This is a genomic window from Rhodococcoides sp. S146-33, from assembly GCF_059489205.1.
The window spans coordinates 1,130,290-1,144,298 of the sequence record NZ_JCAJWY010000002.1; the positions used below are offsets into that span (position 1 = coordinate 1,130,290).

At 64.8% G+C, this 14,009-nt stretch carries 17 protein-coding genes; 9 read left to right on the forward strand and 8 right to left on the reverse strand.

The features are described from left to right. Nucleotides 1-17 precede the first annotated feature (17 nt). Nucleotides 18-386: a DUF3099 domain-containing protein gene (locus tag AC5WEY_RS13825; RefSeq protein ID WP_057478596.1), complete on the reverse strand. Its 369-nt coding sequence runs from the start codon at nt 384-386 to the stop codon at nt 18-20. Between the two features lie 92 nt (nt 387-478). Here AC5WEY_RS13825 and AC5WEY_RS13830 point away from each other — a divergent pair, with 92 nt between their 5' ends. Continuing rightward, the gene (locus AC5WEY_RS13830) at nt 479-715 is read left to right on the forward strand and encodes a DUF3039 domain-containing protein (protein ID WP_032378432.1); all 237 of its coding nucleotides are present in this window, start codon (nt 479-481) and stop codon (nt 713-715) included. A gap of 4 nt (nt 716-719) precedes the next feature. On the opposite strand, the gene AC5WEY_RS13835 is transcribed toward AC5WEY_RS13830, so the two are convergent. Beyond that, a complete protein-coding gene (locus tag AC5WEY_RS13835; RefSeq protein ID WP_495646265.1) occupies nt 720-1,787 on the reverse strand; it encodes a YihY/virulence factor BrkB family protein in 1,068 nt (355 codons plus the stop codon). 189 nt (nt 1,788-1,976) lie between these two features. Here AC5WEY_RS13835 and AC5WEY_RS13840 point away from each other — a divergent pair, with 189 nt between their 5' ends. Beyond that, entirely contained in the window at nt 1,977-3,713 is a 1,737-nt protein-coding gene (locus AC5WEY_RS13840; RefSeq protein WP_057478597.1) for a DEAD/DEAH box helicase, read from the forward strand. A gap of 114 nt (nt 3,714-3,827) precedes the next feature. On the opposite strand, the gene AC5WEY_RS13845 is transcribed toward AC5WEY_RS13840, so the two are convergent. Beyond that, nucleotides 3,828-4,022, reverse strand: a complete 195-nt coding sequence (locus AC5WEY_RS13845; RefSeq protein WP_032377734.1) for a DUF7455 domain-containing protein — start codon at nt 4,020-4,022, stop codon at nt 3,828-3,830. A 233-nt stretch (nt 4,023-4,255) separates the two neighbouring features. On the opposite strand from AC5WEY_RS13845, the gene AC5WEY_RS13850 reads away from it, so the two are divergent. Both AC5WEY_RS13850 and AC5WEY_RS13855 read left to right on the forward strand, forming a co-directional pair. Next, on the forward strand, nt 4,256-5,185 hold the full coding sequence (locus AC5WEY_RS13850) for an EamA family transporter (RefSeq protein WP_495646266.1): 930 nt from the start codon (nt 4,256-4,258) through the stop codon (nt 5,183-5,185). Nucleotides 5,186-5,213: 28 nt separating this feature from the next. Further along, nucleotides 5,214-5,573 (forward strand): DUF952 domain-containing protein, encoded by a 360-nt coding sequence (locus tag AC5WEY_RS13855; protein WP_495646267.1) that lies wholly within the window; start codon nt 5,214-5,216, stop codon nt 5,571-5,573. Nucleotides 5,574-5,683: 110 nt separating this feature from the next. Here the strand turns inward: AC5WEY_RS13855 and AC5WEY_RS13860 are convergent, their stop codons facing one another. Continuing rightward, the gene (locus AC5WEY_RS13860; RefSeq protein WP_057478600.1) at nt 5,684-7,015 is read right to left on the reverse strand and encodes an RNA polymerase sigma factor; all 1,332 of its coding nucleotides are present in this window, start codon (nt 7,013-7,015) and stop codon (nt 5,684-5,686) included. A gap of 161 nt (nt 7,016-7,176) precedes the next feature. Then, entirely contained in the window at nt 7,177-7,998 is an 822-nt protein-coding gene (gene ppgK / locus AC5WEY_RS13865; protein ID WP_495646268.1) for a polyphosphate--glucose phosphotransferase, read from the reverse strand. A 246-nt stretch (nt 7,999-8,244) separates the two neighbouring features. On the opposite strand from ppgK, the gene AC5WEY_RS13870 reads away from it, so the two are divergent. Then, nucleotides 8,245-9,087 carry an inositol monophosphatase family protein gene (locus tag AC5WEY_RS13870; protein ID WP_495646567.1) on the forward strand — a complete coding sequence of 281 codons (843 nt, stop codon included), beginning with the start codon at nt 8,245-8,247 and terminating at the stop codon, nt 9,085-9,087. Nucleotides 9,088-9,102: 15 nt separating this feature from the next. On the opposite strand, the gene cei is transcribed toward AC5WEY_RS13870, so the two are convergent. Beyond that, on the reverse strand, nt 9,103-9,783 hold the full coding sequence (cei, locus tag AC5WEY_RS13875; protein WP_495646269.1) for an envelope integrity protein Cei: 681 nt from the start codon (nt 9,781-9,783) through the stop codon (nt 9,103-9,105). Between the two features lie 543 nt (nt 9,784-10,326). Here cei and AC5WEY_RS13880 point away from each other — a divergent pair. Next, entirely contained in the window at nt 10,327-10,629 is a 303-nt protein-coding gene (locus AC5WEY_RS13880) for a DUF4193 domain-containing protein (RefSeq protein WP_027496891.1), read from the forward strand. A gap of 72 nt (nt 10,630-10,701) precedes the next feature. Here AC5WEY_RS13880 and AC5WEY_RS13885 read toward each other — a convergent pair whose 3' ends face one another. Then, a complete protein-coding gene (locus AC5WEY_RS13885) occupies nt 10,702-11,172 on the reverse strand; it encodes a DUF3093 domain-containing protein (protein WP_495646568.1) in 471 nt (156 codons plus the stop codon). A gap of 214 nt (nt 11,173-11,386) precedes the next feature. Here AC5WEY_RS13885 and dut point away from each other — a divergent pair, with 214 nt between their 5' ends. Both dut and AC5WEY_RS13895 read left to right on the forward strand, forming a co-directional pair. Continuing rightward, a complete protein-coding gene (gene dut, locus AC5WEY_RS13890) occupies nt 11,387-11,839 on the forward strand; it encodes a dUTP diphosphatase (protein WP_156399628.1) in 453 nt (150 codons plus the stop codon). A gap of 64 nt (nt 11,840-11,903) precedes the next feature. Beyond that, the gene (locus AC5WEY_RS13895; RefSeq protein WP_495646270.1) at nt 11,904-12,749 is read left to right on the forward strand and encodes a DUF3710 domain-containing protein; all 846 of its coding nucleotides are present in this window, start codon (nt 11,904-11,906) and stop codon (nt 12,747-12,749) included. On the opposite strand, the gene AC5WEY_RS13900 is transcribed toward AC5WEY_RS13895, so the two are convergent. Next, entirely contained in the window at nt 12,731-13,453 is a 723-nt protein-coding gene (locus tag AC5WEY_RS13900) for an alpha/beta fold hydrolase (RefSeq protein WP_495646271.1), read from the reverse strand. The genes AC5WEY_RS13895 and AC5WEY_RS13900 overlap by 19 nt on opposite strands. A gap of 167 nt (nt 13,454-13,620) precedes the next feature. Between AC5WEY_RS13900 and AC5WEY_RS13905 the strand changes: the two genes are divergently transcribed. After that, nucleotides 13,621-13,998, forward strand: a complete 378-nt coding sequence (locus tag AC5WEY_RS13905; RefSeq protein ID WP_094680400.1) for an OB-fold nucleic acid binding domain-containing protein — start codon at nt 13,621-13,623, stop codon at nt 13,996-13,998. Nucleotides 13,999-14,009 lie beyond the last annotated feature (11 nt).

The following is a 14,009-nucleotide window of genomic DNA, read 5'->3' on the forward strand; positions in this document are numbered from 1 at the left end:
CGAGTATCGCCGAGGTGTCAGTCGTCGCCTGGTTCGATCACGCGGTGGTTGCTCGACTCCAACTGCGGCGCGTCGATGGTTCGGTAGTCGTACCGGCTCATTTCGTCCTTCGTGCGCGGCGGTCGATCGTTGGCGATCAACACCGCCATCCACGGCAGCGGAATGGACACGCCGACTATCGCCATGGAGATCCACGGATTCATCCACATTCCGTAGGCGAGGGCAGCCAACACCAACGCCGGGATGCGGAAGGACATGATGAACATGTACTTGCGTACACGCTTCTTGTGTTGCTCTTCGACCGACTGCTGTGCCTCGGTGATCAGGACAGGCCCATCCGGCGAGTCGCTGTACGCGCTGCCGTCGAACCCTGGGGTTCTTGTCATAACTCCACTGTGGCACTACTGCTCACAGAATGCTTGCGACGAGCGTGTGCAACCGGTTACCCCTCGCTGGATCGACGGATTAATCTGTGTCCATGAGCACTCAGACGAAGGATCGTCCCGATATCGCACCGGACGAAACCACCGAGGACGACCGGCCGAAGTTCTTCCACTACGTCAAGAAGAACAAGATCGCCGAGAGCGCGGTCATGGGTACGCACGTCGTCGCTCTGTGCGGTGAGGTGTTTCCCGTCACCAAGTCCGCGAAGCCCGGTTCTCCCGTGTGTCCCGACTGCAAGAAGATCTACGAGGGCTTGAAGAAAGGCGAGTGACGACCTATTCGGCTGTGGTTCCGGGGCGATCCGGCCGAACTCTGTCTCCCGCCAGCTTGATCGGACCCGTGGCGAGCCGTCGAGCAACGGCTGTCACCGGTCCCGACGGCTTTTCGTCGGTGGCTGCCTGCGCCGCGATCCATTCGCGCATCTGATCCATCCGAGTTGCCCGAGCCGGCCAGAACTCCTGGATAGTGGCGTTGAACTCGGCTCCGAGAACCACGGCGAAGCCGAGGAAGAACGTGAACAGCAAGAATGCGATCGGCGTGGCCAGCGCGCCGTAGGTGTACCCCGTGCTGGTCACCCAGGTGAGGTATCGGCGGAGCACTGCACTGGCGATCATGAAGAACACGCCGGCGAGCAGAGCTCCACCGAGCAGTCGATGCCACGGCAACGAGGTGTGCAGCGCGAGCTTGTACAACGTGGTCAGACCCACGATCAGCAGCAGCCCGACCGCCGGGTAGTAGAAGAAGTCGATCAGCTCGCTCCCGAAAGTGATCCACGAATCGGGCAATATCTGCTGGACGTAGACCGGCCCCAGTGCGACGAGCGGGAGCACGAACACCGCAATGATCAGAAAGCCGACGTACAGCAGCAGCGCAAAGAACCTTTGCCAGACGGGGTTTCGCGCGTCGGCCTGCCCGTGCGCTTCGACGATCGAGTCCACGAACGTCGATATCGCCGACGAGCCGGCCCACAGTGAGAGCAGGAAGCCGACCGAGACGATCTCGCCGCTACCCTGCGCGAGGACGTCTCGGACGGTCGGAGCGATGATCTGATCGACGACACTGCTGCTGAAGAGCGTGTTGCTGAAGGTGATGATCTTGGACTCGATGATGTCGACGGTGTTGGGGCCGAACCACCCGCCGACGAATCCCAGGCTCCCCAGTACGCCGAGAAGGAGGGGCGGCAGCGAGAGGGTCTGCCAGAATGCTGCCGTCGCGGCCTTGCTGAAGATCGAGTCGTCCCACGCTTTGCTCAGGGTGCGCAGCGTCACTTTCCACACCGCACGTATCGGCTTTCTCGCCGACAACCGTTCCGGTGTCGGCGTTTCGCCTGCTGACTGATTCATGGTCACTCCAGCATTCCTGACGAAAGGCATCTTCGCCTAACGACCGACCCGCCGTGTCGCGTCCGGTTCACCCCAGCGATGCGGGATCGGTCGGTGGGGAGCGATAGGCTCCTCGGCGGACACTGCAGGGCTACCGAGAGCGCGAGGAATTACATCGATGCCAGGAACCGGCGGCCAGTGAGCGCTGACATGTTCGATCCCACACCACGATCCGAGCAGGTGGCCGCCCCCGTGAGCGGGGGAGCGCCGCTGCGCGCATGGCAGCGGCGTGCGCTGACGAAGTACCTGGTGGCATCACCGAAGGACTTCCTGGCCGTGGCGACACCCGGTGCTGGTAAGACGACGTTCGCTCTGCGCGTGGCTGCGGAGTTGCTGGCCCATCGCACGGTCGATCAGGTGACCGTCGTAGCGCCCACCGAGCACCTCAAGCATCAGTGGGCGGAGTCGGCGGCGAGGGTCGGGATCGCTCTGGACTCACGCTTCTCGAACTCGACCGGGCAGACCTCCAGCGACTATCACGGCGTGGTCGTGACGTACGCACAGATTGCCTCGCATCCCTTCAAGCATCGGGTACGGACCGAGGCGCGCAAGACTCTCGTGATCCTCGACGAGATTCACCACGGCGGCGACGCGAAGAGCTGGGGTGAGGGCATCCGTGAGGCTTTCGGCGACGCCACCCGACGTCTCGCACTGACCGGTACGCCGTTCCGTAGCGACGACAGTCCCATCCCGTTCGTCAACTACGAACCGGACCAGGACGGGTTGATGCGGTCCAAGGCGGACCACTCGTACGGGTACTCCGACGCATTGGCCGACGGCGTCGTCCGGCCGGTGGTCTTTCTCGCGTATTCGGGTGAGGCGCGCTGGCGAGACAGTGCGGGTGAGGAATACACCGCCCGACTGGGCGAGCCGCTCAGCGCCGAGCAGACCGCACGGGCGTGGCGCACCGCGCTCGACCCGCAGGGCGACTGGATGCCTGCCGTGTTGTTGGCTGCCAACACACGTTTGGCTCAGCTGCGTGCGGGCGGAATGCCCGACGCGGGCGGGCTCGTGATCGCCACCGATCAGACGGTGGCGCGGGCGTACGCGAAGCTCATCGAGGTGATCACGGGGGAGACGCCGGCCATCGTCCTCTCGGACGATCCGACATCCTCGGCCCGCATCGCCGAGTTCGGCAAGAGCGATCAGCGGTGGATGGTTGCCGTTCGCATGGTGTCCGAGGGCGTCGACGTTCCGCGTCTGGCCGTCGGCGTGTACGCAACCAGTGCGTCGACTCCGCTGTACTTCGCGCAGGCGATCGGTCGATTCGTGCGTTCACGTCGGAAAGGTGAGACGGCGAGTGTCTTCCTGCCGTCGGTACCGGTGCTGTTGGATCTGGCGTCGCAGCTCGAGGCGCAACGCGATCACATTCTCGGCAAGCCGCACCGTGAGAAGGACGGATTCGACGACGAGCTTCTGGCCGATGCGAACAAGCAGAAGGACGAACTCGGCGAGGAGGAGAAGGCGTACACCTCGTTGGGCGCGGACGCCGAACTCGACCAGGTCATCTACGACGGTTCCTCGTTCGGAACCGCCACGTTCTCGGGTAGCGACGAGGAAGCGGACTATCTCGGGTTGCCCGGTTTGCTCGACGCCACGCAGATGCGCGATCTGCTGCGTCAGCGCCAGCAGGAACAGATCGACAAGCCCGCGGCCGGCCCTGCCGTTCCGGCTCCTCCCGTCGTCAACGACAGGGCCGCCAGTGCGGGCCAGCTGGCCGGACTGAGGCGTGAACTGAACAGTTTGGTCGCGGTGTACCACCATCGCACCGGAAAGCCGCACGGTGTCATTCACGGCGATCTGCGACGCATCTGTGGTGGCCCGCCGACGGCCATGGCGTCGGCGGATCAGTTGGGTGAGCGGATCGCCCAGTTGCGAAAGATGTAGAGCTCGATTGCGAAAAATGTGTCGCCGACACGAAAAAACGGACGGTCTGCAGACCGTCCGTTTTTTCGTGAGATTCGATCGTGGCGAACCTGTGTCCCCCGACGTCTCGGTGGGTTACACCGTGGAGTCCGATTCGGTCATCACCGTTGCGTTCACTTCACGCAGACGGGCTTCGTGCTCGGCGGCGTGGTGACCGCAGAAGAGAAGTTCTCCACCGGTCGAGAGCACGACTCGCGCGCGGGCCCCTGCACCGCACCGGTCGCACCGGTCCGCTGCTGTCAATTGTGGGCTGGTCAATGTTCCGGGCATGACTCCTCCGTACTGGCTTGCGGGTTGTCCCGTTCGCCTGGGGCCGGTCCGCCGCGTCGGTATGGCGCGGTTCGTTCACTCTGTCAGACGTATGGCGGTCACGCGTTGTTCCCGAGCGCGTTTTCTTGTGTTGTCACTAACACGAAACATGCCTCACGAGCTGGAACGTCGTGAAATCTGTTCGCTGAGAGCAGACACGGCTCGCAGCGAGCCGCGGCAGTAGGGTCGCCTGTGTGGCTTCGACTTCTCCTTCGCTCTCCGGCGCATCGAAGCTGGGTATTCCGTCGCTGTTCGTGATCGGCGCGGTGTGCATGTACGTCGGTGCGGCGATCGGTGTATTCCTGTTCGACACCGTCGACCCGGCCGCGGTGGCATGGCTGCGTGGTTTCGGCGCGGCTCTGGTGTTGGTGATCTGGCGGCGGCCCTGGCGGCACCGCGCGGGTGCGGGCGGCACGTGGTCCGGGCGGCGACTGTGCACGGCAGCCGCGTTCGGCGGTGCGACGATCGGCATGAACGCGATGTTCTACGAGGCCATTGCCCGGCTGCCACTGGGCGCGGCCGTAGCGATCGAGTTTCTCGGGCCCATCGCGGTCGCAGCAGCCGGGTCGAGGAAGCCGGCCGACGTCTGTGCGCTTCTTCTGGTCGTCGGGGGCGTCGGTGCCATTGCCTCGGCGCAGTTCGAGGGCGGTGAAGTGGGCCTCGTCGGAATCGCCTTCGCGCTGGGCTCGGCGGCGCTGTGGGCCGCCTACATCGTCCTGGGCAAGTCCGTTGCCGATGCGGGTCAGGGTCTCGACGACATGGCGGCCGGGTTCGGCATCGCCTCGCTGGTCCTGGCCGTGCCGTTGTTCGGTCCGTTTGCGCTGGCGCATGCCGATGCCCTGGGTGACTGGCGAATCTGGGTTCTGGGGTTGGGCGTCGGTCTACTGTCGAGTGTGGTTCCGTACGTTCTCGATCAGTACGTCCTGGTGCGAGTCGGGAGGGCGCGATTCGCTCTGCTGCTGGCGCTTCTACCGGCGACGGCCACGGTGGTCGGTGCCGTGGTGCTGACTCAGATTCCCACGACCCTCGAGGCCGTCGGAATCGTGGCTGTCATCGCGGCGGTGGTGGTCGGTGGCCTCCCATCCGGCAGAGATCGAGGCGTTGTCGACGTTCCACCGCCCTGACAGGGGCGCCACCCGGCAGAATGAAACGGTGACAAGTAAGCAGGACGACCTCGTTCACATCTGCACCGCAGGGGAGTGGCTGTCGATGCGGGGGCAGTCCGAATACGTGCCGGACTCGTACGGGGAGGTAGGTTTCGTTCACCTGTCGACGCCCCAGCAGGTGCATCTGCCTGCAAATCGACTGTTCCAGGGGCGAGAGGATCTCGTTCTGCTTCGTCTGGATCCGACTCGACTTAATGCACCCGTTCGATGGGAACCCGGCGTGCCGTCCGATCCGGAGTCCATGCGCTTTCCACATCTGTACGGGCCGCTACCGATCGCGGCCGTCACGGCGGTGCTGGACTACCGGCCCGGACCGGACGGGACATTCGTGGAACCATCGATCTGACGACGCCGAATGGGAGGCGACACCGCCGACACCCGCATACCGTCCCCCCGAAAACGACGACGACCGCCGATCTCGAGGATCGACGGTCGGCGTTCGGTGAATCGGGTCACTCAGTCCAGGTAGTCGCGGAGAACCTGGGAACGGGATGGGTGACGCAGCTTGGACATCGTCTTGGATTCGATCTGGCGAATTCGCTCACGGGTGACCCCGTACACCTGGCCGATCTCGTCGAGGGTGCGCGGCTGGCCGTCGGTGAGGCCGAACCGTAGACGAACCACGCCGGCTTCGCGCTCGGACAGGGTCTCGAGAACGGACTGGAGCTGGTCCTGCAGCAGCGTGAACGAGACTGCGTCGACGGCGACGACAGCTTCGGAGTCCTCGATGAAGTCACCGAGCTGGCTGTCGCCCTCGTCACCGATGGTCTGGTCGAGGGAGATCGGCTCACGCGCGTACTGCTGGATCTCCAGCACCTTTTCGGGCGTGATGTCCATTTCCTTCGCGAGCTCTTCCGGAGTGGGCTCGCGACCCAGATCCTGAAGCAATTCGCGTTGGATGCGGCCGAGCTTGTTGATGACCTCGACCATGTGAACCGGGATACGGATGGTGCGGGCCTGATCGGCCATGGCCCGAGTGATGGCCTGTCGGATCCACCAGGTGGCGTACGTGGAGAACTTGTAGCCCTTGGTGTAGTCGAACTTCTCGACCGCGCGAATGAGACCGAGGTTGCCCTCCTGAATGAGGTCCAGGAAAGCCATGCCGCGACCGGTGTAGCGCTTGGCCAGGGAGACGACGAGTCGAAGATTGGCCTCGAGCAGGTGGTTCTTGGCGCGGTTGCCATCACGGCAGATCCACGTCATGTCTCGACGCTGCGCGACGGGGAGCTTCTCGCCCTTCTCCGCGGACTCGCGCATCTTCTCGACTGCGAACAGGCCCGCCTCGATGCGCTTGGCCAGTTCGACCTCTTCCTCCGCGTTGAGTAGGGCGACCTTGCCGATCTGCTTGAGGTACGCACGGACCGAGTCCGCCGACGCGGTGAGCTCGGCATCCTTACGAGCCTGACGCAGGGCCTCGGATTCCTCCTCGTCCCATACGAAGTCGCCCGACGCCTTGTCCTCGGCGGTCGGCTCGCTGGTGGCGTCCTCTTCGGTGTCGTCACCCGCTGCAACGACCTCGACCACATCGTTGGCGGCAGCAGCCAGATCGCCTTCGGAGATGTCGATGTCCTCGATTCCGGGTGCGCTCTCGTCGGCGTCGTCCCCGGAAGCGGGAGATGTTGCTGTCTTCTTCGCTGCGGCCTTCTTCGCCGGTGCCTTCTTGGCCGCGGCGCGCTTCGCCGGAGCCTTCTTTGCCGGTGCCTTCGCAGCGGGTGCCTTGACAGCAGGTGCAGGTGCCGCAGACTCGGTCTCGGAATCTACGGTCTGACGGATATCGGTGGCTGCCACGTACGCCCTTTCGTGACGAAGTCGTGCGGCGTCACGCCAGAGTTGTTTCCGGCGGAGAGGTCTTCGGATTCTGGCCGGCTGCGTACCGGCACACACCATTGTAACGACCTCTCAGGAGTTTGTTACCGACCCTCGTCCTACGCGAGTGGCGACGCCGCGTGTCAGTGGGCCGATCCAGCGGATGTGCCGGTCTCTGCAGACGGCACGGCGCTGTCCGCTGCGAGGGCGGCACCGACGATCCCGGCAGTGTTCAGCAGGGTTGCGGGCACCACGGGAGTGCGGTTCGTCAGGTGCGGAATCCACTTCTCGCTCTTGCGACTGATGCCGCCGCCGGCAATGAACAAATCCGGCCACAGCAGCGCCTCGAACGTCTGCAGAACCTTCGAGACTTCCTTGGCCCATTCCTTGTACGACAACCCTTGATTTTCCTTCACCGACGACGCTGCCCGGTGCTCGGCTTCCTTGCCGTCGATCTCCATGTGTCCGAATTCGGTGTTGGGCAGCAGCACCCCGTTGTGCAGCACCGCCGAACCGATCCCGGTGCCGAATGTCAGGAGCACGACGACACCGTCCTTGCCCTTGCCGCCGCCGTACTTGTCCTCGGCGATTCCGGCCGCATCGGCGTCGTTGAGCACGGTGATCTTCTCTGTTCCGATGGCCTCGGCGAACAGTGCTCGGGCGTCGGTGTCGATCCAGGACTTGTCGATGTTGGCCGCTGAACGAGCCACGCCGTTGGTCACCACGGCGGGAAGTGTGACTCCTACCGGACCGGTCCACTCGAAGTGCGCGGCGATCTCCGCGACGGTACGAGCGACGGCATCCGGGGTGGACGGCTGGGGAGTCTCGATCTTGTAGCGGTCGCCGACGAGGTCCCCGGTGCTCAGGTCGACGATCCCGCCTTTGATGCCGCTGCCGCCGACGTCGACGCCGAATCCGTGGCGTGCTGCCCCGCCGAGGGGGTTGTCCGAACCTGCCTGTGTCATGTGGATGCCGCTCCTGGCCTGATCGAATCCGTGTGGTGCCGTCGCTTCCGAACAATAGTGCCGTTTCGTACTTCGCGGAACGTCGACGTGTCCGGTGAGTCGCTGCAGTGGTGCTCGGCCGTCGGTGTGTGTTGCGATGTACGTGTGCCGAAATCAGACGGATCGCAGAACGACACCGCCAGTACACAATTGCCCGGCACGACGGTGCCGCCGGGAGGGCCGGACACCGAATCGAACACGCGAGACGTGGACGTATTGCGCGAGGTTGCCGAACGCGTCGCGACGCGTGCCGCCGAGCACGTGCGATTGCGGCGACCGCAGGTGTTCGGTGACGGTTCGAGCGCCGATGACGACGCAGTGCAGTCCAAGAGCACGCCGACCGATCCGGTGACCGTCGTGGACACCGAGACCGAGCGTGTGCTGCGGGAGTTGCTGGCGCAGCTGCGGCCGTCGGATTCGATTCTGGGGGAAGAGGAAGGGAGCGAGAGCGAGTCGCTCGACGGTGTGCGGTGGGTACTGGACCCGATCGACGGGACCGTGAATTTCATGTACGGAATCCCGGCCTACGCGGTGTCGGTCGCCGTTCAGATCGACGGCGTCAGTGTGGCGGGGGCTGTGGTCGACGTTGCTCGCGATCTCGTCTACTCCGCGGCGAAAGGTCGCGGTGCCACCGTACGGGGGCCCGACGGCACACTGGAGCAACTGCGATGCTCGGACGTGGCCGAATTGTCGATGACGTTGTTGGCCACCGGATTCGGCTACGGGTCGGGTCGTCGTGCCGTACAGGGCGCGATCATCTCCGAATTGTTGCCTCAGGTACGCGACATCCGCCGGATCGGATCGGCAGCATTGGATCTGTGCATGGTCGCGTCCGGAGCGGTCGACGCCCATTTCGAACACGGGCTCAGTCCGTGGGACTGGGCCGCTGGTGCGCTGATCGCGGCAGAGGCCGGAGCAGTGGTGCGGCTGCCCGCTGCCAACTCGACGAGTGCGCACGGCTCTGCGACCGTGGCTATGGCACCCGGAATATCCAACGCGTTCCTGGCCGCGTTGCGCAGCGCAGGCGCGCTCGATCCGATTCCTGGTTGAGGAGTCGCGTCGACGTCAGCAGCGCGATTCGCGCGCTGCGGAGAGTAGGTCGGCATCGAGCGGCTGCGGCTCGGCATTCGGTGCTGTACCGGCAAGTGTGCGCAGCACTTCTTCGGCGTCGTCGTTGGGCTGGATCGCGCTGAAGTAGGTACCGAGAGCGAGATCGACCGAGTCGTCGGTGCGGGCATCCTCGATGAGCTCGGCGCAGGGCGCGACGAGCCACACCGCACTCGCCGCGGCCACTCCGGCTGCACCGAAGCGAATCTGGCCCTGGCACTGCATGTTCTGATCGACATAGACCGGATCGTTGCCCACCTGAACGTCCGGTGCGCTTGCGAAACCGTAATCGACGAGCTGGGCCGCCACCAGAGCTGCCTGGCCGCGCTCACCGTTGGCGTTGAAGACACGCACCTTCGATGCGGACAGAGCCGCCGGCGCGACGTCGAGCAGCGTGTCGGGGTCTACTTCGTCACCCAGGGGTGCGGGCTGCGTGCCGTCGGTGGCCGCCGTCGTGGTCGGCGTATTGCACTCGGCGGTTGCCGAGGTGGCCTCAGATGTGGTGAACACCTTGACCCAGACGAGCACGCCGAGGAGTGCCAACACCGTGAACACGGCGATGATGGGAAATGCCCGGCGGCGACGGAACGGACGACCTCGATCGTCGGTCGAACGGCCTTCGGTGATCAGAGAAACCACAGTTGATCTTCGCCTTTCCTTCGGCTGCCGCCGACACCGGTCACTGGGTCGGTTCAACCGACGCGTGCCTACTGTAGATGCCCGCGCTGCCGGGCGGCGGCACACTCGGCCCAGCCTGTTCCGGATACGGAGCGCAACTCCCGTTCAGGAGCTGAAAACCCGCACTGGGAAGCCTTCGGTGGACCGCGGAATGAAGACGGCCGCCTCGGTGTTGTTGCGGCGTGCATGCAGGTGAAGGACTGACCGGCGATTCGGTTTCGAGTTTGTGACCGGCTTCGGCTATTGTCTGGCGGCCGCGGTGCTTCGAGAAACGGACGCCGGTGCACCATCGATCTGGTGAGCGAGGTCTCGATCGGGTTTCAACCGGCGAGTTTTGGGAACTACCCGGTGTAGTTTCGGGCACCGCGCGACGACGAACGATTCGATCAGTTACGAACAATCGGTGGGAGTGAGCAAGCGCCCTCTTCACAGCCGACGGCCACAAGCCGACCACAACGGCAGCTCCCACCACACACACGCACGAAGATGAGGGGTACGAGAACAATGGCAACCGACTACGACGCACCGAGAAGAACAGAATCCGACGACGTCTCGGAGGATTCGCTCGAAGAACTGAAAGCTCGGCGCAACGAGGCCCAGTCCGCAGTGGTCGACGTGGACGAATCCGATACCGCGGAGTCGTTCGAGCTCCCGGGTGCAGACCTGTCCGGTGAGGAGCTCTCGGTTCGAGTGGTTCCCAAGCAGGCGGACGAGTTCACCTGTTCGAGCTGCTTCCTGGTTCACCACCGAAGCCGGCTGGCCAGCGACGCCAACGGCGTGCTGATGTGCCGCGACTGCGCGGCGTGATCTTCTCCGCACAGACCTGATCAGCTGCTCGGGTCTGTGCGTCGGTTCCCCGGCAGTCGGTCGGGTAGGAGGTCAGCGTGCCTCGACACCGTGAGCGGACAGCACCGCAAGTAGCGCCTCGGGGCGTTTGGTGCTGATCAACCAGTACGGTGTCGGGTCGTCCGGATCGTCGAGAACCACGATCACCATCTGCTTCACCCAGGTGCGGTGCTGAACGAAAGCCAGCGGATCGAGCTGTCTCCCCAGTGCCGCACTTTTTGCTGTTCCAGGGACGATTGCTGCTTTGGCCGCAACAGCGAGTGGCAGGTGTGCTTTCCCTACCCGCAATTCGACGTCGGTCGAACCTGTTTCGGCCACCACCTCGACGCGCAGTCTGCTGAAGGCGAACAGCGCCCAGGCGACCAGTGGCAGCAACACGACGTACGGCAACCATGCCCGGATTCCCGGTGCACCCATATGGATCTCTGCCGCCAGCAACACCGCTACCCCGGCCCCCGCCGCCCACCACCAGATCGGCACCCAGAGCCGCTCGGAGTAGAGCACCGAGTCGGTGGGCCCGCTGCTGGGAGTGGAGTTGCCGGACTCGGAGTTCGCGGGTTCGGTCTGTCGATCTGCAGTCACGAGCACCAGGGTAGTCGCCACATCGAGACACGAGCGGGCCAGCGTAGTCTCGTTCGACGTGAGCGACGAAGTCCCCGAGGCAGGCAAGGATCCCTCCGCAGACCCGAACCCGAATCCGGTGTGGCCTGCATCTCCGCTGACCGAGGTGCGGGTTCGCCGACTCGACCCCGAGTTACCGATTCCCGCCCGTGCGCACGAGGGTGACGCGGGTGTGGATCTGCGGATCACAGCTCCGGTCACGATCGCGCCGGGCGAACGAGTGCTGGTGGGAACCGGTATCGCGGTCGCTCTTCCGCTGGGAACCGTCGGGCTGATTCATCCGCGCTCGGGCCTGGCGGCGAAATCGGGTCTGTCGGTCGTCAACACCCCGGGCACGATCGATGCCGGATACCGCGGCGAGATCAAGGTCTGTCTGATCAACCACGACCTGCATTCCCCGATCGTGCTCGACCGGGGTGACCGGGTCGCGCAGCTGATCGTCCAGCGGGTCGAGCTGGTGACGTTCGTCGAGGTCGACGAGCTGGACGACACGGTTCGGGGGGCCGGTGGTCACGGGTCGACCGGCGGTCATGCGAGTCTGAAGCAGTGAGTTCCGCCGCGGCGTCGGTCGGTGGCAGGCACCAAGGAAGCAATCGAGAAGAAGAGAGCTGAACATGTTCGGACGGCGTAAGAAGAACGACGCCGGCAGTGCCTCCGCACCCGATGCGGAGTCATTCGTCGATGGAGTCGAGGACGAGCAGCCCGCGGACACCAGCGCCGATGGGCCCCACGATCTGGAGGACCTCGACGACGATCGCGAGACCGTGGCAAAGACGCGTCTCGACCTCGGCTCGGTGTTGATTCCGCTTCCGGAAGGCGGCCAGCTTCAGGTCGAAATGTCCCAGGCGGGCAGCCCGCAGGCGGTGCACATCGTCACCCAGTTCGGTCGTATCACCATCGCTGCGTATGCGGCGCCCAAATCGCCCGGTCAGTGGCGCGAGGTGGCAGCAGACCTGGCGACATCGCTTCGCAACGACAAGGCCGAGACCACGGTCGAGACGGGCCCCTGGGGACGGGAGCTGCACGGCGTCACCGCCAATGCCGATCTTCGATTCATCGGAGTCGACGGCTATCGGTGGATGGTGCGATGTGTGCTCGCCGGGCCGTCGGGTGCCGTGGGTGAAGGGCAGCCCCTCGTCCAACTCGCACATACGATTCTTCGGCAGACCGTGGTCGACCGCGGAACCGATCCGCATCCCGTTCGAACACCGCTGCCGGTGGTGCTGCCACGAATCCTGGCCGAGCAACTTGCTGCTGCCGCGCAACAGCAGGCGGCGGCACAACAATCGCCACCGCCCCAGGCCGTGGAAACCGAACCCGCTGCGCCGCAGCAGAACTCGGTACCGCAGCAGAACTCGGTACCGCAGCAGAGTTCGGTACCGGAGCCGACGGCGGCGGAGCGCGACCGAGCACCGCGTCGAGGAGCGTCGGGATCGGCCATTCAGCAACTGGGCGGTTGAGGCGACCGTAGGTCGAGGCCCTCGACAGCCGCACGGCCCAGACATCCTGCGTCGTGGCCGATCATGTCCAGCGTCACCGTTCTGAGCGCGCAGTTCGGTAACGCCCGCGCCCAGTTCCGCGCCACGTCGATCGGATGTACCGCGTCGTCCACCGCGCCCACTACGACCGTCGGCAGCTCGATCCGCGCCAGCTGGTCCAGCTCGAGGCTTCGGTGTTGCGCCGCCTCGTCCAAGGCGTCGGGAAGGGCCGGCCACTGAGCGGCCCAGGATCGACTCAAGGTGCGAGCAAGCCATGCGGGGCTCGACGACGTCATGGCCGCGGTGACGGCATCGAGCCCCACCTCGCGCAGCGATCGAGCGGTGAACTGTGCGCTGAGGGCTGCAGGAGAGCCGGCCGGGTCGCCTGTCCATGCCGGTAGAACGAGCGCCAGTGCTGCGGTGTTCGACGCGTTGGTCGCGGCCCATCGTGCCGCGACCGCGGCACCGAGGGAAATTCCCGCAACAACGATTCGACCGTGCCGACGCGTGGCGGCGTTCAGCGCGCCGACGTAGCTCTCGACCACACCGGTGGGATCGGGTTCGACTGCGATGGTGGTCAATCCCACACCGGCGAACGCTGCCGAGAATGCGTCGTAGGCAAACCGGGCGTCCGATCCCGTACCAGGTAGAACGACCGCGGCGAGGGTGTCGAATCGGCTGTGCACGACACGATTGTGCACGGCTTCGGTTCCGGGCGTGGCGTTGGTTGGTCAGTGTGACACTTCGGGTCTACAGTGGCGAAGTACCCGCCCTGACGAGGCAAACCCCCACGTCGCCGCAGTTGCTTCAGTGAGTGGAGCCTGCGGAACGACTCACACCGCTGGAGCGCACAATGGCACCCGCTGCCGCAGGATACTTTCGCCGGTTGACGCGAAAGTTGACCGAGGACATCGATCAGCTCGACGCTGAGGAGATGGCCGAATCTTCCGAAGCGTCCGGTGCCCGACGTGCATGTGACTGCTCGCGCGGCGAGGAAGTCACGATGTTGGGTCGGTTGCGCAGCGTGGAAGCGTGTTCCAAGGCCGCCAACGCAAACATCGAGGCGGAGTTCTTCGATGGCACCGATGCGGTGACCCTCGTGTGGATCGGCAGGCGAAAGATTGCGGGTATCGAGCCCGGTAAGACCGTGCTCGTTCGTGGACGCGTCGGCGAGCGCGATGGACGCAAGATCGTCTACAACCCGTACTACGAACTGCGCGACGACAGCTGACCGTCGCAGGT

What these genes read in the sequence shown, in the direction of transcription:
- AC5WEY_RS13830 (WP_032378432.1), top strand. Translation starts at nt 479, where the DNA reads ATGAGCACTCAGACGAAGGATCGTCCCGATATCGCACCGGACGAAACC.
- AC5WEY_RS13880 (WP_027496891.1), top strand. Translation starts at nt 10,327, where the DNA reads ATGGCAACCGACTACGACGCACCGAGAAGAACAGAATCCGACGACGTC.
- ppgK (WP_495646268.1), bottom strand. Translation starts at nt 7,998, where the DNA reads ATGACACAGGCAGGTTCGGACAACCCCCTCGGCGGGGCAGCACGCCAC.
- AC5WEY_RS13835 (WP_495646265.1), bottom strand. Translation starts at nt 1,787, where the DNA reads ATGAATCAGTCAGCAGGCGAAACGCCGACACCGGAACGGTTGTCGGCG.
- AC5WEY_RS13895 (WP_495646270.1), top strand. Translation starts at nt 11,904, where the DNA reads ATGTTCGGACGGCGTAAGAAGAACGACGCCGGCAGTGCCTCCGCACCC.
- AC5WEY_RS13825 (WP_057478596.1), bottom strand. Translation starts at nt 386, where the DNA reads ATGACAAGAACCCCAGGGTTCGACGGCAGCGCGTACAGCGACTCGCCG.
- AC5WEY_RS13905 (WP_094680400.1), top strand. Translation starts at nt 13,621, where the DNA reads ATGGCACCCGCTGCCGCAGGATACTTTCGCCGGTTGACGCGAAAGTTG.
- AC5WEY_RS13840 (WP_057478597.1), top strand. Translation starts at nt 1,977, where the DNA reads ATGTTCGATCCCACACCACGATCCGAGCAGGTGGCCGCCCCCGTGAGC.
- AC5WEY_RS13845 (WP_032377734.1), bottom strand. Translation starts at nt 4,022, where the DNA reads ATGCCCGGAACATTGACCAGCCCACAATTGACAGCAGCGGACCGGTGC.